The sequence below is a fragment of the Halalkalibacter urbisdiaboli genome (genome assembly GCF_002156385.1).
Lineage (GTDB): Bacteria > Bacillota > Bacilli > Bacillales > Bacillaceae_D > Halalkalibacter_A > Halalkalibacter_A urbisdiaboli.
Window position 1 is genome coordinate 795,995 of record NZ_MVJM01000003.1, and the last position, 26,328, is coordinate 822,322.

Genomic DNA, 26,328 nt, shown 5'->3' on the forward strand with positions numbered 1-26,328 from the left:
GACATTTAAGCGTTCAGGTAACCGCTGCATGTTAATCATGTAGAGGAAAGTCCATGCTCGCACGGGCTGCGATGCCCGTAGTGTTCGTGCCTAGCCAATTCATAAGCTAGGGTAGTCTGGTTTCGACTGGATTAACGGCAAGATAAGCACCTACGTCTTTTGATATGGTGTGATGTCTTTGAAAGTGCCACAGTGACGAAGTCCGTTTGGAAACGAACGGAGTGGAACGAGGTAAACCCCTCGAGCGAGAAACCCAAAATTTGGTAGGGGAATCTTCTTAGTCGGAATTGAACGACTTCGAAGGACAAGGAGTATTCCTTGTAGATAGATGGTTACCACCTGAGTACGAGGTTCATCACCGTTTGCAGTACGAAGGAACAGAACATGGCTTATCGAATGCTTAATGATGAAAATTTACGCGACACTAACTCCCCTTTTAGGGGTTTTTTTATTTTTATCGATATTTACCCTATTATTTATTCAAATGTTAACATGAATTTGTCATGACATTCTGAAATGCGTATAATGGAAAAAGCATGTCCATACATAAGGGGTTTTGAATTCATGGAAAAAGTTACGTTAATTGCCACTGCAACGATGGGATTAGAAGCTCTAGTTGCAAGAGAGGTTAAAGATTTAGGTTATGAAGATGTTCAGGTTGAAAATGGAAAAGTAACGTTCTCTGCCGATATATCTGCAATTCCAAGGGCAAATCTATGGTTAAGAACAGCCGATCGTGTAAAGCTAAAGATTGGAGAATTTAAAGCGTTCACTTTCGACGAATTATTTGAAAAAACAAAGGCGCTTCCTTGGCCTGACTTTATTCCTGTTCATGCGGAATTTCCCGTAATCGGTAAATCCGTTAAATCGAAGTTATTTAGTGTGTCCGATTGCCAGGCTATTGTAAAAAAAGCCGTTGTAGAAAGTATGAAAAAACGATACAAGCGCGGTTGGTTTGATGAAAATGGACCATTTTATCGGATTGAGGTCGCACTACATAAAGATGTAGCAACGTTAACGATAGATACAAGTGGTACAGGATTACATAAAAGAGGGTATCGTTATTTACATAATCAAGCTCCATTAAAAGAAACGTTAGCAGCTGCGATGATTATGCTGACAACGTGGAGACCGGATCGTCCTTTTGCAGATCCATTCTGTGGTTCTGGAACATTACCAATTGAAGCCGCCATGATTGGCCAAAACATCGCTCCGGGGTTTAATCGGGAATTTGTCTCTGAACAATGGCATTGGATCGGTCAAGAGCGTTGGGACAAGGCAAGACAAGAAGTAGAGGATGTTGCTAACTATGACCAGCCTCTCGATATTCTCGGAACTGATATTGACCATCGTAGTGTGGAGTTAGCTCAAAATAATGCAATGGAAGCAGGTTTTGGGGAACTCATTCAATTTAAGCAAATGCAAGTGAAAGATTTTAGACATCGCGGTGAATATGGTGTTCTTGTTGGGAACCCACCGTATGGTGAGAGATTAGGTGAACGCGAGGAAGTCGAGCATATGTATCGTGATATGGGAAAGGTTTTTCAGGACCATCTAGATACATGGTCGATTTATGTTCTTACTTCACATGAAGGCTTTGAGGAACTTTACGGAAAAAAAGCAACAAAAAAGAGAAAGCTCTATAATGGGAATTTGAAAACAGATTATTATCAGTTTTTCGGGCCGCGTCCGCCAAGAATAGAATCATAAAAGTCGAAGTTTCATCTAAAGGTTGTTTACCTTAGATGAAACTTTTTTAATAGACAGAAAAATCAAAAATATCAAAAAAGAGAGCTATAAAGAGATTAAGCTAGGAAATTCGTGAAATACAACAATAAACAATAAATTTTGAATATTTACAAAATAAAAACTATTTAGTAATATAAACGTAAGCTAACAGAAAGGAGTTGGAAATGTGAAGGTCGATATCATGTTAACAGGAAATACATAGCTTTAGCTAATGAGAGGACGTGATTCCGATGAAGTAGCGTTAGCGAAATGTGCCGATTTGGTGCATACGACAAAATAATCCATAATGATTAAAATCTATTGAAAGGGATAGTAATAATGACTGAAGATGAAATAGGTTAAGCGGCCTTTTATCGTAGTGATAAGAGGCCGCTTATATTTACGTGTATAAAAACAGCCACCACGTATACGCTAAGAGTACATAACCTACTAGGGGTAGGGGGTTTTTTATGAAACGATTAACACAGAAATTTTATCAATGGTTTTACTCGACAATGTTTTATCGATATCTTTTTTTTGTTGTTTTTTTTCTTAGTGCGATCATTAATGGATTTCTTGTTGAAAGTTTTTTTTTATATCCTCTTTATATAATCTCCGTTATTTTATTAGGTATAGGGTTTGTAGATAAATCCTATCGTTTTCTTTTCTTGTCCGGAACTTTAGTCGTGATGAGTAGAATTTTTTTAACTCCTGAACCATTGCCTACAATCGAAACTGCTCTCCTACATTGGTTTACATATGTCATTATTATGTTTATCTCTGTTGGCTTAATGAGAAATGTAATCCTGTCCAGAAAACATAAGGATGAGCTTATTTCGGCATTAATCAATTCATTAGATTCGAGAGATCCTTACACCGCTTTCCACTCGAAAAACGTTGCACATTATGCTAAACGAATTGGTAAGGAGATGAAAATGTCAGAGTATCAGTGTGAGGCGTTATTTGTAGGCGGTCTTCTTCACGATATTGGGAAAATAGGGGTGCCAGAAAGAATCTTAACAAAACCGGGACGCTTATCTGATGAAGAATACCAATTTATTCAAAAACATCCTCGGATTGGCTACGAAACGCTTAAACACATAACAACCTTTAAAAAAAATGGCGTTTTAGATATGGTGAAATACCACCATGAGAGACTTGATGGGCGGGGGTATCCAAATGGTCTTTTTGGTGATGAAATTCCTTTTGTTGCTAAGGTCATCGCGATTGCAGACTCTTTTGATGCCATGACGTCAAAAAGAGTCTACCGTAAAGATATTGGATTAGACTACGCAGTTGATGAGCTTCAAAAAAATAAGGGAACACAATTTGATCCTTATATTACAGATTCGTTGCTTTCAATACTTGAACGTGAAGGTGAAGAATTTATTCGTTTATTATAAAGATACGATAAATATATTATGTAAAATAATTGTCTATTGTGAGATGAATAAATGAAGGTGTATGACGTAAACTAATTCTATAAGCAGATGCTTACATACGTCGATTTTGGGAGGCAATAAAATGACACATGATCAAAATATCAACACAGGTTATAATGATTTAAAGCAAGTTGAAATGGCGATCAAGTCCGCTCAGCACATGGTTGGACAAGCAACGATGAGTATGGATGAAGACCAGTTACAAGCGGCAACTGATGCATTAAACCAAGCAAAGCAGCAATTCCAGCATGCGGTTTCTCAACAAACAGGAGTAGATGAACAATTTTTTGAGTTTGCTTCGGAGTTGATTGAACGCACCGAAAAACAATTAACTGAAGCAAAGCAATAATGATGGAATGAATGCGCCTAGTTGGGCGCTTTTTTAATGAACTAAGAATTAATTGAGGCTTATTTTTTGTTGTGTGAATTCCTTATAATTATTTCTTATTAAAAAAGAGGATATCGAGGTAACTAGTCAAAAGAATAATGGAAGGAGAAAGGGGTTATGGTCATGAGCCAACGTATTAAAGCAACAGAACGTGATTTTCTTGCTTATGTGAAAAAAATTGAAGATTTTAATGAAGCACTTTCGTTACTAGCTTGGGATTCTAGAACTGGCGCTCCTAAAAAAGGAATGCACCAACGATCGGAAGTGATTGGGACATTGTCAGCTGAAGTATTTCAATTATCGACCTCAGAGGAAATGGCTAGTTATTTAGGTGAACTTCGTGAAGGGAGTGTACAAGATGAGCTGTCGTTTATTACGAAAAAGACAGTGGAAGAATGTCACAAAGCATTTGAGAGAAACGTAAAAATTCCTAAAGAAGAGTATAAGGATTATGTGATGCTTCAAGCACAGTCAGAAACTGTTTGGGAGGAAGCAAAGGATAAAGCTGATTTTGAGATGTTTCGCCCTAATTTAGAAAAACTACTTGAATATAAGAAACGCTTTATTAATTACTGGGGCTATAAGGGCCATCCTTATAATACGTTATTAGATGATTATGAACCGGGTGTTTTTGTTGATACGCTTGATAAAGTATTTGGCGAATTGCGTGACCAATTAATCCCGTTAGTAAAGGGGGTTACAGAGTCAACCAATCAACCAAAGACAGAGTTCTTATATAAGCATTTTCCGAAGTCGAATCAACGTGCGTTAAGCTTAGATTTATTAAAGGATATTGGCTATGATTTCGAAGCTGGACGATTAGATGAGACGGTTCACCCGTTTGCTATTGGTATCAATCCGAACGATGTTAGAATAACGACGAAATACAATGAATCTGATTTTCGTCTCGCTTTATTTGGAACGATACATGAATGTGGTCATGCTCTTTATGAACAAAACATTTCGCAGGACCTCATCGGTACACCATTATGTGATGGAACGTCTATGGGAATTCACGAATCACAGTCATTATTTTGGGAAAAGTTTGTTGGGCAAAATCCTTCTTTCTGGGAGCGACAATACCCATTATTAAAAAAGCATTCTTCTGGCCAATTTGATCATATTTCACTTGAAGATTTTTATTTTGCAGTAAATGAGGCCAAGCCATCACTAATTCGGATAGAAAGCGATGAACTTACCTATTGCTTACATATTATTCTGAGGTATGAATTGGAAAAGGCGTTAATAGAAGGCCAAATTGAAGTAAAAGATTTACCAGAAATTTGGAATGACAAGATGGATGAATACCTTGGGGTTCGACCTACACATGATGGAGAAGGTGTTTTGCAGGATGTTCATTGGTCATTTGGAGCGTTCGGTTATTTTCCTTCCTATGCCCTTGGTTATATTTATTCAGCCCAAATGAAGGAAGCGCTATTAACGGACCTTCCTAATTTTGATGACCTCATATTAAATGGTGAATTTAGCCCAATACGACAATGGATGACAACGAATGTCCACCAATATGGTAAAACGAAGAAGCCAGCTGATATCATTAAGGATATTACAGGTGGCGGGATCGATTCTGCACCATTAATTCGCTATTTGGATAATAAATATCGAAGCTTGTACACATTTTAAACTCAATTAAACAAGAGGATTCAACAGGTAATGACCTATTGAATCCTCTTTTTCTTTTATTCGACAGCTTCATTCAAAAAAATGTTAAAAGCAAATAAAAGATATGGTATAGTATATTTAGATTAGTAAATTAAACCTAGTTTTGTTAAATTTCTAACGAAAACGCTTACTAGTTTTTATTTATTTTTAAATGATAAGACGAATCCACTATTAACTTTTTAGAAAGGAAGTATCTATGAAAACAATGCTCAAGAAATTCACTCAATCATTTAGAAATAAGAAAAAGGATAAGCCTCCAAAAACCGATAAAAGAAAGCGTGTTCAGAAGCAGAAACGTGAACTCTCTTTCATGAAAGGTTCAAAAATTGGGAAGAAGCTCTTATTGATGTTTTTACTCTTTTCTATTATTCCGGTTGTTATTATCGCCTCTGTGTCCTATCAAGTATCCTCATCGATAATTAGTGAAAAAACGAGTGAAGTTACGGAGGAATTAATTGTTCAAGTAAGTAAAAACTTTGAAAGTAAAGTCGGTGAATTGGCAAATTTGAGCTTGTCCATTGTTACTTCGCGTGAAATCTATGATGGGTTAGATGGGTTAGACAGTGCTGAGACAGACTTTGATGTGTTTACCCTTAAAAGAGAGCTACAGGAAACACTAGCGCATCTGGTCAATACTAGAAAAGATATAGCTGGAATAAGCATTATTACAGATGATAACATTTTTAAAACACAAACGAGCTTCGATATTCAATCTCCTGAAGTTCAAGAAATGATTCAGAAAGTAAAGGATGCTCGTGGTAGATCGATTTTCTTTACGATGGATAAAGAGACTTCAACAAATGACAATATCGTATTAGGGAGAATGATTAATAGTATCTCATCAGGACAAGAGCTTGGAGTACTTTTAATTGAAGCGAATGATAACCTTCATGAAACGATAAAAGGGATTAGTTTAGGAGAAACAGGCTATGTTTCTATTATTAACTATCAAGGGGATCTTATTTCAAGAAGCCGCGAGTTTAGCGAGGGTGAGAGCGAAAATGCTCAATATATAGAAGATTTAATTTCAATGGAATTACCAGATTCAACAACGTTTATTTCTGAAAATAATGAATTAATTACAGCGAAGCTACTCGATGGAACAGGCTGGATTTTATCATCAAATGTACCGATTAGTGAATTAACAACTGAAACGAAAGAAATTGCAAAAATTTCCATTATTATTGGAGTGATTACGGTAGTGGTTTCATTTGTTGTTGCTATTTTTGTATCAAATGGGATGACTGGCGCGATTCGCAGAGTCACAAATATGATGCAAGAGGTTGAAGTTGGTAATTTAGCTGTGGTTCACGAACTAGGGCATAATAAAAAACAACGAAAAGATGAAATTGGAGAGTTAATGAAATCTGTGGCGAAAATGGTTGAAGGGATTCGGGCACTAATAGTTAGTGCATCTAGTACGGCTGAAGTTGTTTCAACATCTTCAAATAAATTATCGGAGAATTCGGCTTATAATAAGCAGTTAGCGACACATACTCAAGAGATAATCAATGAGGTCACTAAATTAGCACAAGAAACAGCAGCTAGTACTGAAGAAAGTGTTGAAGCGATAGAATCCATTACAACTGACATTCAGAAAATTGCTGAAGTGTCATCTGATGTATCAAATAATTCCGTTCACATGATAGATGAAGCGAAGCAAGGTCAAGAATACATTACAGATGCTGTTCAACAAATTGGTCAAGTAAACAAAATTGTTAATGAATCGGCTGATATGATTCAGGAATTAGATGACCATGCGAGTCAAATAGTAAAAGTGACTGAAATCATTAGTTCGTTATCGGAGCAAACAAATTTACTAGCGCTTAATGCAGCAATTGAAGCGGCTAGAGCGGGTGAAAAAGGTTTAGGCTTTGCAGTCGTTGCTGATGAAGTTCGAAAATTATCACAACAATCTCAAAAAGCGACAGAAGAAATCGGTGCGCTAATTACTAAGATTCAAAAATCTACAAAAGTTACGGTCGATAAAATCGTAACAGGAAAACATGAAGTGACTGAAGGAAATAAACGAGTTGAAGATGCTGGTAAGAAGTTTAATGAGCTTGTCGGATTAATTGAAAGTGTTGCTAATCAGGTTCAAGGTGTTTCGTCTATCATTCAACAAGTTTCTGCAAGCTCAGAAGAGGTATCAGCTACTGTTCATACAATGAGTAGTAATGCCCATAAGAGTACAGAAATGACACAAAGAGTTCAATCTGATATTAATAAGCAGCTTGATTCCATTGATCAAGCATCGAAATCATCTGAAGAATTAGAAGCAGTTTCGAACGATTTAATGAAAGACATCCGAGTGTTTAAAATTTAAACGTAATTCTAAAAGGTAGATCAACAGGTTAAACTCCGTTGTTCTACCTTTTTCTATTAGTATAAGAGAAATATATGTAGAGCTAATCAATCATTAAAAATGTTTATGCTATAATGGGGGCAGGAGTGATAATGATGATCGACTATTTAAAAACGTTTATAACGGTTGTAGAGCAACGTCATTTTTCAAGAACAGCAAAGATTTTAAATCTGTCTCAACCAAATGTTAGTTTGCATATCCGTCACCTAGAGAAAGAATTTGAAACGAAATTACTAAACCGCTCACCGAAGCAAGTACAAGTAACGGAGGAGGGGGAAATCCTTTATATCCGTGCTAAAAAAATATTATCTCTTGTGGAAGAAGTTAAACAAGAAATTAACGAACGAAAAGAAATTGTTAAGGGAACGCTTAAAATTGGTGCTAGCTTTACAATTGGTGAATATATCTTACCGAGTATCCTTGCGAAGTATGCTGCAGAACATCCACTTGTTAAAGTCGAGGTGACTGTTGCTAATACCGAGGAAGTAATCGCAAAAGTCCGAACACATGAAATTGAAATTGGTTTAATTGAAGGCGAATCATCAACAGCTGATTTAACGATGGAACCATTTATGGAGGATGAAATGATCATCATTGCGCCACCAGATCATTCATTGTCTCAGTTGCGGATAGTCAAACCAGAAATGCTTCAGGATCAAGTGTGGATATGGCGGGAAAGTGGTTCTGGTACAAGGGCATATAGTGATCAGCTGATTGCACAACTAGATTTAAACGTAAAGCATTTTTTTATTTTTAGCAGCAGCCAAGGGATAAAAGAGGCTGTCTCAGCAGGGTTAGGGATTGCCATGATTTCTAAATGGACCGTGCGTAAAGAATTACAAACAGGTGAAATAAAGAAATTAAATATAAACAATCGTACTTTCACAAGAAATTTTTCAATGATTCAAGCAAGGAATGGTTCATTAACAAAAGCACAGCAGCTATTTTTGCAGAAAGTAGAGCAAACGAAGGAAGAATTTTAATTGCTAGAGGTAGCAGGAGGTTTGTAATGAATATAGCCATTGTAGGTGCCGGAGCAGTTGGCGGATTTTTAGGTATATTGCTACAACAAACGGGACATCATGTCACATTTATCGGTAGAGGCTTGCATCTAGCGGCAATGAAGGATAAGAACTTCAGATTGCGAAAGGATGATGAAATACTTAGTGCAGACAGGCATTTTTCGTCAGAGTATAATTCTATTGAATCTGCGGACATTATCTTGTTTACAGTAAAAGGTACGGATACAGAGGAAACGATAAACAACATAAAACGCTATGTCACTGAAAGAGCATGTATTGTATCTTTACAAAACGGTGTATGTAATGAAGACCTTTTAATTGAAGCATTCGGAAAAGAAAAGGTTTTTCCGGCTGTTGCAAATATTTCCGTTCATGTCACGGAACCAGGGTTTATCGAACAACATGGCCCCCATTCTTTCTTACTCGGAAATGTATCCCCCACTCATTTGGCAAAGGCCGAGATATTTATTAAAGCTTGTAGAAATTCAGGGATCAATATGAAGTACCATGAGAACATTATGCAGAAAAAATGGGAAAAAAGTCTTTGGAATATTACATTTAACCCTGTATCTGCGATTTCAAGAGCGTCAGTCTCTGAAATGGTGGGTGACCCTTTGCTTAAAAAAACATGTAAAGACCTTTTAGCGGAGGCTGTTAACATTAGCGAAAAGGCTGGATACCCGATGAGTGAAAAAGCCATTACAGGTGTTTTTAACAGCGCAGAAAAAATCGGGAATCATAAAACATCAATGCTCCAAGACTTAGAAAAAGGCAAAAGAATGGAGGTTTATTCGCTATGCGGTTATTTTGTCGAGCAAGCAAATCGTTATAACGTTCAGACTCCAGTTTTAAAAACAGTCTACCACTTTCTCCAGCACCTGAATAATAAGTTAAAGTAAGGGGGTCTCAAAAGCTTATAGCGTGCACCGCAATGGGCTCCCGTTTACAATACGATAGATGTAGCGACTACGCTCATGAAGGCTGTACCAAAAGGTTAAAAAACAACCTTTTGGCACAGCCTCTATTTGGTCAATGGATAATATTGTCCTCATCTGCTTCAACTGCTATATGGTATGCTGCCAAAATATTTTCAACTTCCTCTTCGCTAACATCAACTAAATATTGTTCTTTGTCTTCATCTTCTTCAACACGCATTAGTAACATTTCCTCATCTTGATTAGCTGACAATAATGCGTATGATTCACCTTCCATATCAAACAGTGCTTCAACAAGAAAGTCTTTTTCTACTCCAGTATCATCTACGATTGTAATGCGATCATCTGTGTCGTACATCAAGCTTCACCCCTTTTATTAGGTTCATTTTAATTTTCCCCCTATAAAAAAAACGATACAAATTGAGCGTATTTCTTTTTATACGATGGAAAAGCTTGTTACAATAGGGAACGGATGAGGAATTACATAATACAGCTTGAACACTCTAACTTATCACATTTATTAAGAAAGAGGGAAATGGAGAACCATGAATTATAACAAATTGGGAAAAAGTGGATTATTAGTTTCTGAACTTTGCTTAGGAACCATGACATTTGGAAAACAAGTAAATAAAGAGGATTCAATTAAAATGGTTCACCAATTTTTAGATCAAGGTGGCAATTTTATTGATACCGCTGATGTATATGTTGGTGGTGAATCTGAGCGTATCGTCGGAGAAGCGATACAACAACGGCGCTCAGAAGTCGTGCTGGCAACGAAAGTACGGATGAAGGTCGGCCCACATCCAAATGATTTTGGTTATTCTCGTCGTCGTATCATTGAGGGAGTCGACCAAAGTTTGCGTCGATTAAACACTGATTATATTGATTTATATCAATTACATGTTTGGGATAATCTTACTCCTATTGAAGAAGCGCTTCGAGCGTTGGATGATTTAATTACAGCTGGAAAAGTACGCTACATCGGCTGCTCAAACTTTTTAGCATGGCAAATGATGAAAGCCTTGTCATATAGTGATTTTAAACGGTATGCACGTTTTATTTCAGTTCAGCCTCAATATAGCCTTGTTAGTCGAGAAATGGATCGCGAAGTTATGTCCTTGTGTAAAGAAGAGGAAATTGGCGTAATTCCTTGGGCGCCTTTGGCCGGAGGATTCCTTTCTGGAAAATACAAAAGCAAAGAAAAACCAGAGGAAGGTCGATTTGCGGAGGGCTCTGGTGAGTATGGATGGGAAAACAAAGCAACCGATCGAAATTTTGAAATACTACAAGCCGTTGAGGAAATAGCTGTCGAAGTTGGTAAAACACCTGCACAAGTATCTTTAAATTGGTTATTAGGAAAGTCAGAAATTGTCTCTCCTATTTTTGGAGCAAGTAATCTTCAGCAATTTGACGAAAATATGGGAGCTGTTGGCTGGACGTTATCAGAAGAACAATGGAACAGATTAGATCAAGCTAGTCGGCTACCAGATGAGTACCCTCAACGCTTTTTAGATAAGTTTAAACGTCACATTTAACCTTGCTTATTTAGCTTCTACAGGGACATCTTAATATAGGAAGGAGGCTAAAGAAAACGCTATGTCTATTCTAAACCCATCAAATGAAGTGATAAAGGACATATTACAAAAATACAAAACAATAGCTGTCGTCGGATTGTCTAATAACCCTGAGCGAACGTCTTACATGGTTGCAGAAGCTATGCAAGCAGCTGGTTATGAGATCATTCCTGTAAACCCATCGGTGGATAAAGTACTTGGTCAAAAAGCCTTTTCTTCCCTTGAAGAAATAGATAAACCTATTGATATCGTAAATGTTTTTAGGCGAAGTGAATTTTTACCTGATATTGCAAAAGAAACCGTTGCGATTGGAGCGAAAGTATTTTGGGCACAGCTAGGTGTATCCAATCAGGATGCGTTTGACTATTTGCAGCAACATAATGTAACAACGGTCATGGATCGCTGTATTAAAGTAGAGCACGCTAAATTTAAATAGAACCTGTATAATAGAGGGCATTGAAAAAGGGAAAAGCATCCTTTTTCAGTGCCCTTTGTACAATAAGTGAAGCCGGGCTTTTTCTCCAAGTGCTATAGTAAGTGGATTTCTCACCTGTTCGGGCGAACACATTGCTGTTTCTGTACTTAAAAGGTTGGTTTTCACCTTTTCGATAGCAGCGTATAATACTAAGTTGCCTTTTCGGTGTTTTTATTTTGTCGAAAAATGACTTTTTTCTTCAAAAAAATAGAGGATTCTTTAAAAGAGGTTGCGAATACTGAAATAACAGCTACAATAGAAAAAGCGATAGTAAACGTAAAACGAGTGTTCGTGTATGCTACAATACATGTAGCGAGTGAAAGGAGTACCTGTCTTGGCAAAGAAACAGCACCTTGATTATAACGATGATGCAATACAAGTATTAGAAGGTCTCGAGGCCGTAAGAAAACGTCCTGGGATGTATATAGGTAGTACAGATGCCCGGGGGCTTCATCATCTTGTCTATGAAGTTGTAGATAATTCTGTCGATGAAGCGCTTGCAGGGTATGGTTCAACAATAAAAGTAACTGTTCATAAAGATAATAGTATCTCAGTTTCCGATGAAGGTCGTGGTATGCCTACTGGAATGCATAAACTAGGAAAACCAACACCAGAAGTGATCTTAACGGTCCTTCATGCTGGAGGGAAATTTGGACAAGGCGGTTATGCAACGAGTGGTGGCTTGCATGGAGTCGGTGCATCTGTAGTAAATGCCCTTTCAGAATGGCTCGAAGTCGAAATAAAGCGTGATGGTCACAGATATAAGCAACGCTTTGAAGACGGAGGTAAGCCTGTAACAACTTTAGAAAAGGTTGGTAAGACAAAGCAAACAGGAACGACGATACATTTTAAGCCGGATCCAAGCATCTTTAGTGTTACCACGTATAATATCGAAACATTAACAGAGCGATTACGTGAAGCTGCGTTTTTATTAAAAGGATTAACCATCGAATTAATTGATTTAAGAAACGACGGTGCAACAGAAACTTTTTATTATGAAAATGGGATCGAAGCGTTTGTTGATTATTTAAATGAAGATAAAGAAACACTTCATCCTGTTATCTTCTTCTCTGGAGAACAAAATGAGATTGAAGTTGAGTTAGCGTTTCAATTTAATGATGGCTATACAGAAAATGTCCTTTCGTTTGTAAACAATGTTCGGACAAAGGATGGCGGTACTCACGAGTTAGGGGCAAAAGCTGCAATGACTCGTGCGGTCAATGAATATGCGCGAAAGATTAAATTGTTAAAAGAAAAAGATAAAAATCTAGATGGCTCTGATATTCGTGAAGGGTTTACAGCGATTGTTTCGGTCCGAGTACCAGAGGAAAAGCTCCAATTTGAAGGACAGACGAAAAGCAAATTAGGGACAACTGAAGCACGTTCTGCCGTCGATGGCCTTGTTTCTGAAAAGCTCTCTTACTTTTTTGAGGAAAATCCAGATATTAGCTCCATGCTTATTAAAAAAGCAATAAAAGCAGCACAAGCGCGTGAAGCAGCTAGGAAAGCTAGAGAGGATGCGAGAAACGGGAAGAAGAGCAAGCGAAAGGATGTTCTATTAAGCGGTAAGTTGACACCTGCTCAATCTAAAAATCCACAGCGGAATGAACTTTACTTAGTAGAGGGTGACTCAGCTGGTGGTTCAGCTAAGCAGGGGCGTGATCGTAAATTCCAAGCCGTTCTTCCACTTAGGGGAAAAGTAATTAACACGGAAAAAGCAAAATTAGAAGATATTATGAAAAATGAGGAAATTCGAACGATTATTCATACAATTGGAGCGGGTGTAGGTTCGGATTTTGATCTTGAAGACGTAAACTATGATAAAATCGTGATTATGACCGATGCTGATACTGATGGCGCACATATCCAAGTCCTTTTATTGACGTTCTTTTTCCGTTATATGCGTCCATTAGTTGAAGCTGGGAAAGTCTATATTGCTTTACCGCCTCTTTATAAGGTGAGCAAAGGGTCAGGTAAAAAAGAAATCATCGAATATGCTTGGGATGAACGTCAACTAAGTGAGGCAACGAGAAAAGTTGGCAGAGGCTATACACTTCAGCGTTATAAGGGTCTTGGTGAAATGAATGCAACACAATTATGGGAAACAACGATGGATCCTGAAACGAGAACACTTATTCGTGTGAATGTCGATGACGGAGCGCGAGCGGAAAAACGCGTAACGACTCTTATGGGTGATAAAGTAGAACCACGAAGAAAATGGATTGAAACCCATGTTGAGTTCGGATTAGAGGAAGAAACAAACATTTTAGAAAATGAAAATTTAGTCATTGTTGAGGAGGAATAAGGGTGGCACAACAAGAGCGTTACTTAGACCTTCCTTTAGAAGAAGTAATTGGCGACAGATTTGGTCGTTATAGTAAATATATTATTCAAGAGCGCGCATTACCTGATGCGCGCGATGGCCTTAAGCCGGTACAAAGACGAATTTTATACGCGATGTATAAAGATGGCAATACGTCTGATAAGCCGTTCCGTAAATCGGCGAAAACAGTCGGTAATGTAATCGGTAATTACCATCCCCATGGTGATTCTTCCGTTTACGATGCGATGGTTCGGATGAGTCAGGACTGGAAAGTACGGAACATTTTAATTGATATGCACGGGAACAATGGTTCGATTGATGGCGATCCTCCAGCTGCAATGCGTTATACAGAGGCGCGTTTATCAGCGATTGCAGCACAGCTATTAAGAGATATTGATAAAGATACAGTTGAATTTATTCCGAATTTTGATGACTCGGAAGAAGAGCCAGTTGTACTCCCGTCGATGTTTCCTAATTTACTTGCAAATGGTTCGACAGGGATTTCAGCCGGTTATGCAACGGATATTCCTCCACATCATTTAGGTGAAATCATTGACGGGGTTATCATGCAAATGGAGAACCCGAATGTAACACTTGATCAGTTAATGACCGTTATAAAAGGTCCCGATTTTCCAACAGGGGGAATTGTTCAAGGGATTGACGGGATTAAACAAGCTTATCGAACAGGGAAAGGGAAAATCGTCGTTCGAGCTAAAACCGAAATTGAAGAAATGCGCGGTGGCCGTCAGCAAATCGTTATCACGGAAATTCCATATGAAATCGTTAAAGCAAACTTGGTTAAAAAAATGGATGAACTCCGCTTTGATAAAAAAGTTGACGGGATTGCAGAAGTACGTGATGACACGGATCGTACAGGTCTGCGTATTGTCATAGAACTTAAAAAAGAAGCCGATGCCAATGCCATTTTAAACTACTATTTGAAAAACACTGATTTACAAGTAACATATAATTTCAATATGGTTGCGATACATAATAAAGCACCGAAATTAATGGGACTGCAATCACTTATTCAGGCATATATTGACCACCAGAAAACAGTCGTCACAAGACGGTCGCAATATGAGTTACGTAAAGCGACAGACCGTCAGCATATCGTTAAAGGGCTTATTAAAGCAATCTCTATCTTAGATGAAGTCATTTCAACGATTCGGTCATCAAATGATAAAAAAGACGCGAAAGAAAACCTAATCTCTAAGTTTGACTTTACTGAAGCTCAAGCAGAAGCGATTGTAACATTGCAACTATATCGATTAACAAACACGGATATTACAACATTAGAAGAAGAAGCTGCCGAGCTTGAGCGGAAAATTCACGAGCTTGAAGGCATTCTTGGTAGTGAAAAGAAATTAATTCAAGTGATTACAAAGGACTTATTGGCAATTAAAAAGCAGTTCGCTGACCAAAGAAGAACTGTAATTAAGGAAGAAATCGAAGAAATCAAAATTAACATGGAAGTCCTTGTTCCTTCAGAAGATGTTATGGTAACCGTTACGAAAGAAGGGTATGTGAAGCGAACGAGTATTCGTTCTTATACTGCATCTAACGGAGAACCACCTGGAATGAAGGAGGGAGATCGACTCCTTTCATGTGAAGAAATAAATACAACAGATACACTCTTACTGTTCACAAGACTTGGCAATTACTTATATGTTCCTGTTCATAGTCTTCCAGATATCCGCTGGAAGGACAATGGTCAACATATTGCCAATCTTGTAAGCATTGATCGTGATGACGAAATTATCGATACGATGGTTATAAAGGAATTTACAGAAGACGAATCGTTACTATTTATTACGAAGAACGGAATGGCAAAACGGTCACAACTTTCATTATATCAAGCACAACGTTATTCGAAGCCTCTAATGGCATTAAAGCTTAAAGATGACGACGAATTGGTATCTGTCACGCGAACTGATGGAAACCAAGAGTTATTCCTTGCCACTCACCTAGGCTACGGCTTATGGTTTAGTGAAGAAGAGGTGAGCCTTGTTGGTCAACGTGCAGCTGGTGTGAAGGCAATTAATTTAAAAGACGATGATTTTGTTATCAATGCAACAACGTTCTCGCTAGATGATAAGGTTGAGTTTTTAATCGTGACTCAACGCGGCGCATTAAAGAAAATGTCGATTACAGAATTTGATAAAGCCTCTCGTGCCAAACGTGGTTTAGTCATGTTAAGAGAACTAAAAGCAAATCCTCACCGAATTGTAGGATTTATGAGAGTACTTAAACCGAACGAAACTTTTTACGTAATAACAAGGGACGGCGAAGAGGTAATGATTCATGCTGATAGCTATCGTAATAGTGACAGATATAGCAATGGATCCTTTGTCGTGGATACGGATAAAGCTGGTGCGGTAATCGAAATGCGACGGAATATAAATGATAAAGATGATGAATAAAACAATTATCTGATCTAGACATTAAAACGAGTAATTAAAAACAAGCAAGAGGGCATTTATGCTCTCTTGCTTGTTTTTTTTAATACGTTGGCCAGCCTTGTGAATCCCAATATAAATCGTTAATCAGCATTTTCGGAGTACCGTTATCCTCCGCATCATAAGCATGACGAATGATTAGGTTGTTATTGTATACATCCTGATGACCAGGTCCTCTCCAGCGGTCATTTCCTGCATCTAAAATTGTCCCACCGCCATAAAGCATATTATTGCCATTCTTGTCGTAGTAAGGTCCTGTAATATTTGTCGAACGACCATAAGCAATTTTATAGGTACTATCGACGCCATCGCAGCACTTATCAAAGGAAACGAATAAATAGTAGTAGCCATTTCGATACGTAATATTTGGAGCTTCAACTGCATCATCATTGTTTGGTCTTGCCGCAATTGAATAAAGCTGTCCCGTCGGTTTCATCGTATTTGGATCAAGTCGCGTAATTTTAATTCCGCTCCAAAACGAGCCGAACGATAGCCATGGATCTCCATTTTCATCAATGACTAAATCGCCATCAATTGCATTAAAGTTATCATTTGATGTGGAACGAACAACGAGTCCATCATCACGCCATTGTCCAGAGTTGATGCTATGTGTGGAAGTTAGACCGATAAGAGAAGTATTCGATCCGAAAGACGAAACAGAATAATAGAGCCAGTAACGACCGTTATAATACTGGATATCAGGGGCCCATTGGTTACTCTCGTGGTTTGGTACGTAGTTTCTCCACCAAGAAAGTGGCTCAGGAAAAATAGTAGGGACTGCATACCAATCTGTACCGTTATCAGAGCGAAGCACACGGATGCCATTTTCATCAACCAATCCAGTTCCAAATGTATACCAAGTACTACCTTCTTGAATGATCGAAGGGTCATGAATTAACGTATCACCCGTTAATTCTTTAAAGGCCGCTGAGGCCGAATGCGCAAACGCAAGCACCATAAACACCCCTAGAAACACTGACAACAACCGAACTTTCATCTAATCCCTCCAAGTTTAATATTTATGTTTATAAGTTAATATAAACATAAATATACTAACATGCCATTTGTGTTAGTTGTTGGAAATTTCAAAAAAATATTAAAATATATCTAAAGGTCTCGTTCTAAAGTTGTGACCGTTAAAAGCGCTTTTTTATTATTGAAAAGATAAGGATTATGTTTTTAACAATAATAATATAATAAAATACAATAATGTTTTATTGTAAAACGATAAAGTGTGTGATAAAGTCAAATTGACAATAAATAAGTGAGGTGCTTTTTATGAAACAAGTGTCAACGCTCTTTTTAAAGATAGCTGTAATCCTTATTGGAATTCCGATTCTTGCTTTGTGCATTTTTTTGGTGCCTGAGATAGCGAAATATGCTGCAGAATTGATTCCAAATATTGCTTTTATGAACTATCTCGTTTTAGTCTATTTGTATGTAACGGCGATACCTTTTTACTTTGCTCTATATCAAGCTTTTAAACTTTTAAGCTTTATTGACAAGAACAAAGCTTTCTCGGAATTATCTGTAAGAGCTTTAAAAATTATAAAATACTGTGCAATCACAATCAGTGTCTTGTATGTGATAGGCATGCCACTCTTTTATCTCATAGCGGAGGTAGATGATGCCCCAGGTATTATAATAATTGGATTGGTCGTTATTTTTGCTTCAATGGTGATTGCGGTCTTTGCTGCTGTTCTTCAAAGGCTTTTACAAGAAGCCATCGATATAAAATCAGAGAATGACTTAATAGTCTGAGGTGAATAACATGGCAATTATAATCAATATTGATGTGATGTTGGCAAAAAGGAAAATGAGTGTTACAGAACTTTCTGAGAGGGTTGGAATCACGATGGCGAATCTTTCTATATTGAAAAATGGGAAAGCAAAGGCGATTCGATTATCAACTTTAGAGGCGATTTGCAAGGCTTTAGAATGTCAGCCTGGAGATATCTTAGAATACCGAAGTGATGATGGCACCGAAAATTAAATAGGAAACATTGCAAGGTAAAGAATGTTATTTGGTGGTGAACTAGCTATACTAAGCAGGACTTGCATCTATTTTAGAAAAAAATTGGAGGCAGAAATCATGAGAGCACTAAAACAATTCGTTCGTTTTGGTTGGGAGCAGGCCTTATCATGTTTGTTTCCTGTCGTTATTTTTGCCTCTTTGGCTTTTACACAACTTATTCCTTTGCCCTTCCTACCACGGTATGACTGGCTGCTCATCATCTGCCTTCTAATGCAGTGGTGGATGGTGAACTCTGGACTTGAAACACGGGATGAACTAAAGGTTATCACATTGTTCCACCTTATTGGTCTTGCTCTTGAAATTTTCAAAGTACATATTGGCTCCTGGAGTTATCCAGAGGAAGGGTATTTCAAAATTTTTGGAGTGCCTTTATATAGCGGATTCATGTATGCAAGTGTAGCGAGTTATCTGTGCCAAGCGTGGAGAAGGTTTAAGGTTGAACTGGTTAAATGGCCATCGTTTTTGGTAGTTGTACCTCTTGCAGCTGCGATTTATTTGAACTTTTTTACCCACCATTATTGGATTGACGTCCGCTTTTGGTTATCTGGACTTGTCATGATCGTCTTTTGGCAATCATGGGTCATATACGAGGTTAATGGAACTCGTTACCGTATGCCACTTGCACTTTCTTTTTTGCTTATCGGATTTTTTATATGGATAGCCGAAAATATCGCAACGTTCTTTGGAGCTTGGGAATATCCAAACCAAACCGATGCATGGAGTCTCGTTCATCTAGGAAAGGTGAGTTCATGGCTCTTATTAGTGATTGTTAGTTTCCTGATAGTAGCAACGTTAAAGCAGGTTAAGGGGAAAAATTCCATTAGGATAGCTACTAGTCAATTTTTATAACGGTTATGAACCCTCTTTAAAAAAGTCGGAGCATGGGTTTCGATTTTTTAGATTTAATTTCTCCTAGTGCAAAAAAATCGAATAAGCTAAACAGAAAAAAGCAACGTTCGATTCTAAATTATTGATAATTATATTTATTTCGAAAATAATGCTTGATTTTTATATGTTGGGATGGTATTATCAGTAAAAATAAAGTACTTAAATAAAAAATAGCAATAAACTTCTTATCCAGAGTGGTAGAGGGACAGGCCCTATGAAACCCGGCAACCATCAAGTCAAAATAACGACTTGAACGGTGCTAATTCCTGCAAAGGTGATAACCTTTGAAAGATGAGAGGATGGTGTATATATACAACCCTCTCTTTCATTTAAAGAGAGGGTTTTTTGCGGTAAGAAGAGGTTTATTGCTCAGAAGGAGCGGATTTAAATGGAAAGAGCTGTATTTGGTGCAAGTGAATTTTTTAGTAAAGAAGCTATTACTGGTTTTCGTGGTATTGAATGTGTTCGACTAGGACATTTAAGAGGAGCCAATGTTGAAATAGTAGAAATATGGTTTAATCCTTGGAAAGTAACGTATACTGAATTATTAGAGTTGTTTTTTGACTTACATGATGCAACATGTAGAGAGGGCCATCGAAATAAAAATCAATCATTAATTTTCTTTTCTGACATTCATCAATTATCAGTTGCAAAACAAAAGAAAAATGAGCTTAATAATACATTTAAAGATGAAATAATTACTGAAATTACTCCAATAAGAGAACATATTAATAGCTTAGAAGCGATAAAATTAATCTCTTAATAAAACTTCCCAATAGGGTAGAATGTGTAGAATTTGTTCTTAAACAATTTGGACTGGAGGTTAAAATGGGGAATCTCATCTTGTTTTAGTGCAGTGTTAAAAAAATATGAGTTGGAAAAGTAGGAAAATTATGGTGAAAGAAACTGAAGTTAAATTTTGGTATGTATAACTGGCGTAACGTGGATAACCACGAGGGAGTACATACTTTATAGCCGTACGCCTGGGCAAAGCATATGAATTCATTTTCATATGCTTTTTATGATTATAGGGGGGATGTTTATGGCTAGCACCAAAAAGTCAGTGGAATCTTTACAAAAGGAACTAGACGACTATTGTACTGCGCTTTCGAAACTGGGGTATTTTAACGGTTCTGTTTTAGTAGCATTAGAGGGAACTGTATTTATTAACAAAGGGTTTGGAATGGCAAACATTGAACTTGAGGTAGTAAACACTTCAAAAACTATATTTGGGATTGGTTCTATATCAAAACAGTTTACAGCCGCAGCAATTTTAGTTTTACAGGAGAAAAACTTGATTCGTGTGACAGAACCAATCTCGAAATATTTGCCAGAATACCCTAATGGGGAAAAGATTACAATTCATCATTTATTAACACATTCTTCAGGAATACCTAATTATACAGAACTAAGTAATTTTGATGAAACAGTAAAGTTCCCAGTAACAATTGAAGAAAGAGTTAATTATTTCAAGGATGTGCCTCTCGTTTTTGAACCAGGGGAAAGGTTTGAATATTGTAATTCTAATTATGCTCTTCTAACCTATATCATAGAAATAATAACAAATAGATCATTTGAATCTATTTTGAATGATATTTTTTTCAATCCTTTAGGAATGAAACATACAGGTCGGTATGATTATAGAAAAATAATAAAAAATCGTGCATCAAGTTATGGATTATTAGGAGATATAGTGAATGCTGAATTTATGGATATGTCACATTTTTCTGGAGATGGGGGGTTATATTCCACAACAGAGGATTTATTTATTTGGGACCAAGCCCTTCACTCAGGAAAAATTCTACATAAAGAATCCTATTCTTTAATGACAACAATTCATGAAGCGAATTATGGATATGGTTTGATATTGTTTGAGGAACGGATTAGAAACAAAGCAAGAAAAGTAATAGCACATGGAGGAGGCATAAAAGGGTTTGTATGTGATTTTAGAAATTATATTGATGACAAACTCACCATTATTGTTCTTTCTAATTTTTTTACAACCCAATCTAGAAAAGTGGCAAATGCGTTAGCAAGGATTGTATTAAATGAGGAAGTATCTTTGCCTGATCAATTAGAAATGGTCCCACTTGTATACCGATACGATCATTTTATAGGAGATTATAAAGTGTATGAAGGACCCTACAATACTTACTCGGTTTCTAGTAAAGATGGCAAATTATATATATCAAATGACCTTAATTGGTATCGGGCTGAAATTATTCCTTATTCTCAAGAGGTAGAAGATATAAGCTTCTTTACGAAAGGAATAGAAGGAGGAAGTGTTACCTTTAAAAAGGGAGAAATTCATGTAAATGTATTTGGTATGTTGAGTAAAGCTACAAAAATATAATAGTTAGTTTGAGGTATGAGGAGGAATTGTATTGAAACAGGGGAAAATAATTATATTAAATGGTACATCAAGTTCTGGAAAAACTACATTGGCAAAGTCGTTAGAAAAGGTTATGGATGAACCTTATGTTTATGTATCTCTTGATGATTTGTTAGAACCAGTTACTAATTTATATTTTACAAACGTACCCCAAAGTGAGGAATTGGGTAAAGCTGGTCAAATGATTGTTCCAAAAAGTTATATCATTAATGCATAATACAATAGCAGCCCTAGCGCTGGTTGGACAAAATGTAATAGTTGATCATGTTATTAACGATAAAAAACACTTGGTAGAATGTCTTGAACTATTATCAACTTATCCTGTTACTTTTGTAAAAGTGCACTGTCCAATTGAAGAACTTGAAAGAAGAGAACAAGAGCGTGGAGACCGACCAGTTGGACTTGCTAAATCACAAATGGAAAGTGTACACGCTAATAGAGAGTATGATTTGACGGTTGATACCTCTAAGTTTAATTCACAGGAATGTGCTTTACAAATCAAAAGGGGACAGATTATAACTCCTAGTGGTTCTTTTGTTCACATGAAAAATAGTCTTTCAAGTGTTTAAGTTTCAAACAAGAAGTAAGTAGGTTATGGACGATTATACTTAAAGTAACGAGTACTTTAGTTGAACAAGAAATAGGTAAAGGAATGTCCCATAATGGGGGCATTCTTTTTTTCTAGAAAATAACTTACTTAAAAATGCCCGAAATAATAAGTGTTCAGTTTTATCGAGCAAAAACTGTTCGGTTTAGTCTAGCAGTTACAGCTTTATATGATTTGGATCGAAAACGGAATAATCGACATGGTTTATGCTATGTCTATTTCTAAACATAAAAAACTAAGCTTTTTACAGTATAAACTAAATTTTTACAGGTGGGCTAATAAGGGATGCCTTGATAAGATCACTAATGAAATCGCTTTTATTAGTATTTTTGGAAGGTGGTGGGAATTAGCGTCGTAGTAAGACTATATGTAAGTTAACTAAAAAGGAGGAATTCAAAATGAAGAAAAAAAGAATGAGGTTACTTTTAGCTATTTTAATTTGTTTTGCAATTACATTGCCTTCAGTAAACGTACATGCGGCGGTCACCAGCAATGAAACTGGCACTCATGATGGCTACGACTATGAATTTTGGAAGGATAGCGGTGGGTCCGGAAGTATGACTCTCAATAGTGGTGGTACTTTTAGTGCCGAGTGGAGTAATGTCAATAATATATTATTCCGTAAAGGAAAGAAATTTGACGAGACCCAGACACACCAGCAAATCGGAAACATATCAATAAACTACGGTGCCAATTTCCAACCAAACGGTAATTCATATTTAACTGTCTATGGGTGGGCGGTTGATCCACTTGTTGAATTTTACATCGTCGATAGCTGGGGGAGTTATCGACCGACTGGTACGCATAAGGGCACGATTAACGTTGACGGGGGCACATATGATATATATGAGACTACTCGAACCAACCAACCTTCCATTAAAGGCACTGCGACTTTTAAGCAGTATTGGAGTGTCCGTACATCGAAACGCACGAGCGGAACTATATCTGTTAGCGAACACTTTAAAGCGTGGGAAAGTTTAGGAATGACAATGGGTAAGATGTATGAAGTCGCGCTTACGGTAGAGGGCTATCAAAGTAGTGGAAGTGCTGATGTGTATAGTAATACACTTACAATCGGTGGTAGCACCAGCGGCAATGGCGGCGGTAGCGAAAGTAGCACTACGAGAGTGGAAGCCGAGAGTATGAATAAAAGCGGTCAGCACACAGGGAATATCAGCTCGCCGTTCAACGGAGTCGCTTTATACGCCAACAATGATTCAGTCAAATACACGCAGTATTTCGCGAGCGGCACCCATAGTTTTTCACTCCGTGGCGCTTCGAATAATTCCAATATGGCCAGAGTCGACTTAAAAATCGGCGGTCAGACGAAAGGTACCTTCTACTTTGGCGGGAGCTCTCCTGCGGTCTATACCCTAGACAATGTCAGCCATGGAACTGGAAATCAAGAGATTGAGCTCGTTGTAACAGCCGATGACGGAACATGGGATGCTTTTATTGATTATTTGGAGATCAAGTAAAATCCGATGAGTTTTTGATTGAATTCTAATCGTTTTTTCAAACAGAATCCTGGCGGGGATCTTCACCGCCGGGATTTTTGTGGGTATCCCCAGTATGAGTGAGATCTGTTAGGTGAGAAGGGATATTTTTTGCAATATAATTTTAAAGAGATGACACTTTTTGCATATCATTTTATAATTAAAACTGCACAATTTGCTCGCTTTGCAACTTTGTGACTAACACTTCCCAACACTAGCTCCTGTAATCGGTTACGACCTCTACTACCGAGTACAACCATTTCAAACTGATTATCATTCGCATGTTTTACAATCGTTGGTCCAGGTTCTCCTCGTAAAAATTCAACTTCATATTTAATCTCAGCAGCTTTAACCTTTTCTTCAGTTGGCTTTATTTTTTCTTTCCTTTTCTCTTGAGCTCCAATGGTATTCCAGTTGTTAAGTACATCTGATTTTGAACTATCAATGACATACACAATATGAACAACTGTATTTGGATCACATTTTGCTATTTCAATTGCTTTTTCAGTTGCTCGAAGCGCGTGTTCCGAGCCATCGGTTGCTAATAATATTTTTTTGAACATAACTTCACCCCTTTTTAATTAGTAACATGTCAGCTAGAATTAATGACCGCTTAATCTATGTCGCAGCTTATTTACTAAAAGGCTACTTGCCTCATTTAAACCAGTGATCGTAACAGTTGTCCCATTTTCCTCAAATTTTGAAATGATTTTCTCCATACCAGCTACTCCTGAATCATCCCAAATATGAGCATGGGTTAAATTAAGCTCAACTTCTTTTATGTTTTCTTTAAAGTCAAAATAATCAACGGTATCCGTAACAGAGGCAAAAAACAATTGGCCGATAATAAAATAGGTTCTTTTTTCTTTCTTATCATCTAATTCACTTTCTATACTTATTTTTGAAATTTTTGATACAAAGAAAATAGCACTTAACAAAATCCCTGCGAAAACACCTTTTGAGAGGTCATGTGTATAAACTACTACTACTACTGTAACAATCATTACAATCGCGTCAGTAGCAGGAACGATTCTTAGCGTTTTTAGAGAATTCCAATCAAATGTACTAATTGAAACCATAACCATTACCCCAGCTAGTGCTGCCATCGGAATTTGGACGACAATGTTTCCTAATAGAATGATTAAAATAATTAAAAATACACCAGCAACGAGAGTGGATAATCTTCCTCTTCCGCCTGATTTTACATTTATGACTGATTGTCCAATCATTGCACAACCTGCCATACCTCCAAAACAACCCGTAACAATATTTGCTATACCTTGCCCACTACTTTCTTGATTTTTATTACTGCCAGTGTCCGTCATGTCATCTACTATTGCAGCTGTAAGAAGGGATTCAAGAATACCGACAACCGTTAAAGCTAATGCGTATGGAAAAATAATAACTAACGTTTCATACGTTAAAGGTATTTGTGGTAATAGGAACACTGGTAAGGATTGTGTTAAAGTTCCCATATCTCCAACCGTAAAAACAGTAAGACCTGAATACATTGTAAAGGCAGTTACTACAACAATTGCAACAAGAGTAGAAGGGACTGCTTTTGTAAGGTAGGGAAATAAATAAATAATCGCGAGTGTTACTGCCGCAATAGCTAAAACAACCCAACCTTGCCCAAATAAATGCGGGATTTGTGATGTGAAAATAAGTATCGCTAATGCATTTACAAACCCAACCATTACAGACCGAGGAATAAATTTCATATAACGAGCGAGCTTCAATAGACCAAAAATGATTTGTAATATCCCGGTTAGAATCGTTGCTGCTAACAAATATTCTAGGCCGTGTTGTGCAACAAGGTCTATCATGAGCAAAGCCATCGCACCTGTAGCGGCAGAGATCATACCAGGTCTTCCTCCGACAAATGCAATTACGACAGGGATTAGAAATGAAGAATATAGACCAACCATTGGGTCTACCCCTGCAATAATTGAAAAGGCAATCGCTTCTGGAATTAAGGCAAGAGAAACGACAATTCCAGCTAGTATATCTCCCCGTATATTGCCGAACCACTCATTTTTAATCGTATCCATATCAACCACCCTTTAAGTATTTGTTCTCTTAGGGTAGGAGAAATGTTCCTATTTTATCAAAGTAAAATACTGGGTTGGTTTGAATGGAACATGTACAACATTACTATGATTTAGGAAACGATTTATATGAGCTTTGGTTGGATGAAACAAATGTGTTACTCTTATGCTTCCTTTAAAACTCCTGAAGATTCTCTATATCAAGCGCAGTTATATAAAATTGACCAAATATTTAAAAAAATAAGTTTAAACTCGGTGAAAGACTCTTACAAGCAAGTGCTTTTTTTAGGAATGGTGTATTGAATAAGTATCAAATTGTATTTCAAAAGCGGAAAATAACAATATTGAAATGACTAAGGGACTATTTGTATTGAAATGAAAATAGCTACGAATCATCTTGTAAATGAAGGAAGAACGAATGGTCCGATAACAACAAAGCCATTGCCACCTGGTTTGATATCGAGTGGCAAT

General features: G+C 37.2%; 23 protein-coding genes, 1 other RNA gene and 2 riboswitches. Of the genes, 20 read left to right on the forward strand and 4 right to left on the reverse strand.

Annotated features, from left to right (window positions below; genetic code table 11):
• Positions 1-9: 9 nt before the first annotated feature.
• The 8 genes from rnpB (at position 10) to B1R93_RS18360 (ending at position 9,524) form a co-directional block, all read left to right on the forward strand.
• Positions 10-397, forward strand: an RNA gene (gene rnpB, locus B1R93_RS18325) — RNase P RNA component class B.
• Between the two features lie 167 nt (positions 398-564).
• Positions 565-1,710 (forward strand): THUMP domain-containing class I SAM-dependent RNA methyltransferase, encoded by a 1,146-nt coding sequence (locus tag B1R93_RS18330; protein WP_088105391.1) that lies wholly within the window; start codon positions 565-567, stop codon positions 1,708-1,710.
• A 488-nt stretch (positions 1,711-2,198) separates the two neighbouring features.
• On the forward strand, positions 2,199-3,131 hold the full coding sequence (locus B1R93_RS18335; RefSeq protein WP_245308324.1) for an HD-GYP domain-containing protein: 933 nt from the start codon (positions 2,199-2,201) through the stop codon (positions 3,129-3,131).
• A 121-nt stretch (positions 3,132-3,252) separates the two neighbouring features.
• Positions 3,253-3,519, forward strand: coding sequence for a DUF2564 family protein (locus B1R93_RS18340; protein ID WP_088105392.1), 267 nt, complete (start codon positions 3,253-3,255; stop codon positions 3,517-3,519).
• Positions 3,520-3,681: 162 nt separating this feature from the next.
• Positions 3,682-5,199, forward strand: coding sequence for a carboxypeptidase M32 (locus B1R93_RS18345; RefSeq protein ID WP_088105686.1), 1,518 nt, complete (start codon positions 3,682-3,684; stop codon positions 5,197-5,199).
• A gap of 235 nt (positions 5,200-5,434) precedes the next feature.
• On the forward strand, positions 5,435-7,564 hold the full coding sequence (locus B1R93_RS18350) for a methyl-accepting chemotaxis protein (protein WP_088105393.1): 2,130 nt from the start codon (positions 5,435-5,437) through the stop codon (positions 7,562-7,564).
• Positions 7,565-7,695: 131 nt separating this feature from the next.
• Complete coding sequence (locus tag B1R93_RS18355; RefSeq protein WP_088105394.1) at positions 7,696-8,586, forward strand: LysR family transcriptional regulator; 891 nt, start codon at positions 7,696-7,698, stop codon at positions 8,584-8,586.
• A gap of 26 nt (positions 8,587-8,612) precedes the next feature.
• The gene (locus tag B1R93_RS18360; protein ID WP_088105395.1) at positions 8,613-9,524 is read left to right on the forward strand and encodes a ketopantoate reductase family protein; all 912 of its coding nucleotides are present in this window, start codon (positions 8,613-8,615) and stop codon (positions 9,522-9,524) included.
• Positions 9,525-9,654: 130 nt separating this feature from the next.
• Here the strand turns inward: B1R93_RS18360 and B1R93_RS18365 are convergent, their stop codons facing one another.
• The gene (locus B1R93_RS18365; RefSeq protein WP_088105396.1) at positions 9,655-9,918 is read right to left on the reverse strand and encodes a DUF1292 domain-containing protein; all 264 of its coding nucleotides are present in this window, start codon (positions 9,916-9,918) and stop codon (positions 9,655-9,657) included.
• 187 nt (positions 9,919-10,105) lie between these two features.
• On the opposite strand from B1R93_RS18365, the gene B1R93_RS18370 reads away from it, so the two are divergent.
• The 4 genes from B1R93_RS18370 to parC all read left to right on the forward strand — a co-directional run bounded on the left by B1R93_RS18370 (position 10,106) and on the right by parC (position 16,355).
• The gene (locus tag B1R93_RS18370) at positions 10,106-11,095 is read left to right on the forward strand and encodes an aldo/keto reductase (RefSeq protein WP_088105397.1); all 990 of its coding nucleotides are present in this window, start codon (positions 10,106-10,108) and stop codon (positions 11,093-11,095) included.
• 61 nt (positions 11,096-11,156) lie between these two features.
• Positions 11,157-11,570 (forward strand): CoA-binding protein, encoded by a 414-nt coding sequence (locus B1R93_RS18375; protein WP_088105398.1) that lies wholly within the window; start codon positions 11,157-11,159, stop codon positions 11,568-11,570.
• Positions 11,571-11,943: 373 nt separating this feature from the next.
• Positions 11,944-13,914, forward strand: a complete 1,971-nt coding sequence (gene parE / locus B1R93_RS18380) for a DNA topoisomerase IV subunit B (protein ID WP_088105399.1) — start codon at positions 11,944-11,946, stop codon at positions 13,912-13,914.
• Positions 13,915-13,916: 2 nt separating this feature from the next.
• Positions 13,917-16,355 carry a DNA topoisomerase IV subunit A gene (gene parC / locus B1R93_RS18385; protein ID WP_088105400.1) on the forward strand — a complete coding sequence of 813 codons (2,439 nt, stop codon included), beginning with the start codon at positions 13,917-13,919 and terminating at the stop codon, positions 16,353-16,355.
• A gap of 79 nt (positions 16,356-16,434) precedes the next feature.
• Here the strand turns inward: parC and abnA are convergent, their stop codons facing one another.
• Positions 16,435-17,388 (reverse strand): arabinan endo-1,5-alpha-L-arabinosidase AbnA, encoded by a 954-nt coding sequence (abnA, locus tag B1R93_RS18390; RefSeq protein WP_088105401.1) that lies wholly within the window; start codon positions 17,386-17,388, stop codon positions 16,435-16,437.
• Positions 17,389-17,669: 281 nt separating this feature from the next.
• Here abnA and B1R93_RS18395 point away from each other — a divergent pair, with 281 nt between their 5' ends.
• The 8 genes from B1R93_RS18395 to B1R93_RS18435 all read left to right on the forward strand — a co-directional run bounded on the left by B1R93_RS18395 (position 17,670) and on the right by B1R93_RS18435 (position 23,791).
• Entirely contained in the window at positions 17,670-18,152 is a 483-nt protein-coding gene (locus B1R93_RS18395) for a DUF2975 domain-containing protein (protein WP_088105402.1), read from the forward strand.
• 10 nt (positions 18,153-18,162) lie between these two features.
• Positions 18,163-18,384 carry a helix-turn-helix domain-containing protein gene (locus tag B1R93_RS18400; protein ID WP_088105403.1) on the forward strand — a complete coding sequence of 74 codons (222 nt, stop codon included), beginning with the start codon at positions 18,163-18,165 and terminating at the stop codon, positions 18,382-18,384.
• Between the two features lie 99 nt (positions 18,385-18,483).
• Entirely contained in the window at positions 18,484-19,275 is a 792-nt protein-coding gene (locus tag B1R93_RS18405) for a DUF817 domain-containing protein (RefSeq protein ID WP_088105404.1), read from the forward strand.
• 221 nt (positions 19,276-19,496) lie between these two features.
• A riboswitch (SAM riboswitch) is annotated at positions 19,497-19,612 on the forward strand.
• A gap of 90 nt (positions 19,613-19,702) precedes the next feature.
• Positions 19,703-20,077, forward strand: a complete 375-nt coding sequence (locus tag B1R93_RS18410; protein ID WP_088105405.1) for a peptide-methionine (S)-S-oxide reductase — start codon at positions 19,703-19,705, stop codon at positions 20,075-20,077.
• Between the two features lie 155 nt (positions 20,078-20,232).
• Positions 20,233-20,310: riboswitch (ZMP/ZTP riboswitch) on the forward strand.
• 46 nt (positions 20,311-20,356) lie between these two features.
• Complete coding sequence (locus B1R93_RS18415; protein WP_165763870.1) at positions 20,357-21,667, forward strand: serine hydrolase domain-containing protein; 1,311 nt, start codon at positions 20,357-20,359, stop codon at positions 21,665-21,667.
• 31 nt (positions 21,668-21,698) lie between these two features.
• On the forward strand, positions 21,699-21,923 hold the full coding sequence (locus B1R93_RS23740) for a phosphotransferase-like protein (protein ID WP_165763871.1): 225 nt from the start codon (positions 21,699-21,701) through the stop codon (positions 21,921-21,923).
• On the forward strand, positions 21,892-22,275 hold the full coding sequence (locus tag B1R93_RS18425) for a phosphotransferase-like protein (protein WP_133058677.1): 384 nt from the start codon (positions 21,892-21,894) through the stop codon (positions 22,273-22,275). Before B1R93_RS23740 ends, B1R93_RS18425 begins: the two co-directional genes overlap by 32 nt.
• 436 nt (positions 22,276-22,711) lie before the next feature.
• Positions 22,712-23,791, forward strand: coding sequence for a glycoside hydrolase family 11 protein (locus tag B1R93_RS18435; protein ID WP_088105410.1), 1,080 nt, complete (start codon positions 22,712-22,714; stop codon positions 23,789-23,791).
• Between the two features lie 167 nt (positions 23,792-23,958).
• On the opposite strand, the gene B1R93_RS18440 is transcribed toward B1R93_RS18435, so the two are convergent.
• A complete protein-coding gene (locus B1R93_RS18440) occupies positions 23,959-24,372 on the reverse strand; it encodes a universal stress protein (RefSeq protein ID WP_088105411.1) in 414 nt (137 codons plus the stop codon).
• A 39-nt stretch (positions 24,373-24,411) separates the two neighbouring features.
• Complete coding sequence (locus B1R93_RS18445) at positions 24,412-25,860, reverse strand: SulP family inorganic anion transporter (protein WP_088105412.1); 1,449 nt, start codon at positions 25,858-25,860, stop codon at positions 24,412-24,414.
• Positions 25,861-26,328: the final 468 nt, after the last annotated feature.

Bases quoted from the DNA above. Each gene is read 5' to 3' on its own strand.
- B1R93_RS18365 (WP_088105396.1), bottom strand. From the start codon at position 9,918: ATGTACGACACAGATGATCGCATTACAATCGTAGATGATACTGGAGTA.
- B1R93_RS18335 (WP_245308324.1), top strand. From the start codon at position 2,199: ATGAAACGATTAACACAGAAATTTTATCAATGGTTTTACTCGACAATG.
- B1R93_RS18400 (WP_088105403.1), top strand. From the start codon at position 18,163: ATGGCAATTATAATCAATATTGATGTGATGTTGGCAAAAAGGAAAATG.
- B1R93_RS18405 (WP_088105404.1), top strand. From the start codon at position 18,484: ATGAGAGCACTAAAACAATTCGTTCGTTTTGGTTGGGAGCAGGCCTTA.
- B1R93_RS18445 (WP_088105412.1), bottom strand. From the start codon at position 25,860: ATGGATACGATTAAAAATGAGTGGTTCGGCAATATACGGGGAGATATA.
- B1R93_RS18410 (WP_088105405.1), top strand. From the start codon at position 19,703: ATGGAAAGAGCTGTATTTGGTGCAAGTGAATTTTTTAGTAAAGAAGCT.
- B1R93_RS18360 (WP_088105395.1), top strand. From the start codon at position 8,613: ATGAATATAGCCATTGTAGGTGCCGGAGCAGTTGGCGGATTTTTAGGT.
- B1R93_RS18350 (WP_088105393.1), top strand. From the start codon at position 5,435: ATGAAAACAATGCTCAAGAAATTCACTCAATCATTTAGAAATAAGAAA.
- B1R93_RS18440 (WP_088105411.1), bottom strand. From the start codon at position 24,372: ATGTTCAAAAAAATATTATTAGCAACCGATGGCTCGGAACACGCGCTT.
- B1R93_RS18415 (WP_165763870.1), top strand. From the start codon at position 20,357: ATGGCTAGCACCAAAAAGTCAGTGGAATCTTTACAAAAGGAACTAGAC.
- B1R93_RS18345 (WP_088105686.1), top strand. From the start codon at position 3,682: ATGAGCCAACGTATTAAAGCAACAGAACGTGATTTTCTTGCTTATGTG.
- B1R93_RS18330 (WP_088105391.1), top strand. From the start codon at position 565: ATGGAAAAAGTTACGTTAATTGCCACTGCAACGATGGGATTAGAAGCT.
- B1R93_RS18435 (WP_088105410.1), top strand. From the start codon at position 22,712: ATGAAGAAAAAAAGAATGAGGTTACTTTTAGCTATTTTAATTTGTTTT.
- B1R93_RS18395 (WP_088105402.1), top strand. From the start codon at position 17,670: ATGAAACAAGTGTCAACGCTCTTTTTAAAGATAGCTGTAATCCTTATT.
- B1R93_RS18370 (WP_088105397.1), top strand. From the start codon at position 10,106: ATGAATTATAACAAATTGGGAAAAAGTGGATTATTAGTTTCTGAACTT.
- B1R93_RS18340 (WP_088105392.1), top strand. From the start codon at position 3,253: ATGACACATGATCAAAATATCAACACAGGTTATAATGATTTAAAGCAA.
- abnA (WP_088105401.1), bottom strand. From the start codon at position 17,388: ATGAAAGTTCGGTTGTTGTCAGTGTTTCTAGGGGTGTTTATGGTGCTT.
- B1R93_RS18355 (WP_088105394.1), top strand. From the start codon at position 7,696: ATGATGATCGACTATTTAAAAACGTTTATAACGGTTGTAGAGCAACGT.
- B1R93_RS18375 (WP_088105398.1), top strand. From the start codon at position 11,157: ATGTCTATTCTAAACCCATCAAATGAAGTGATAAAGGACATATTACAA.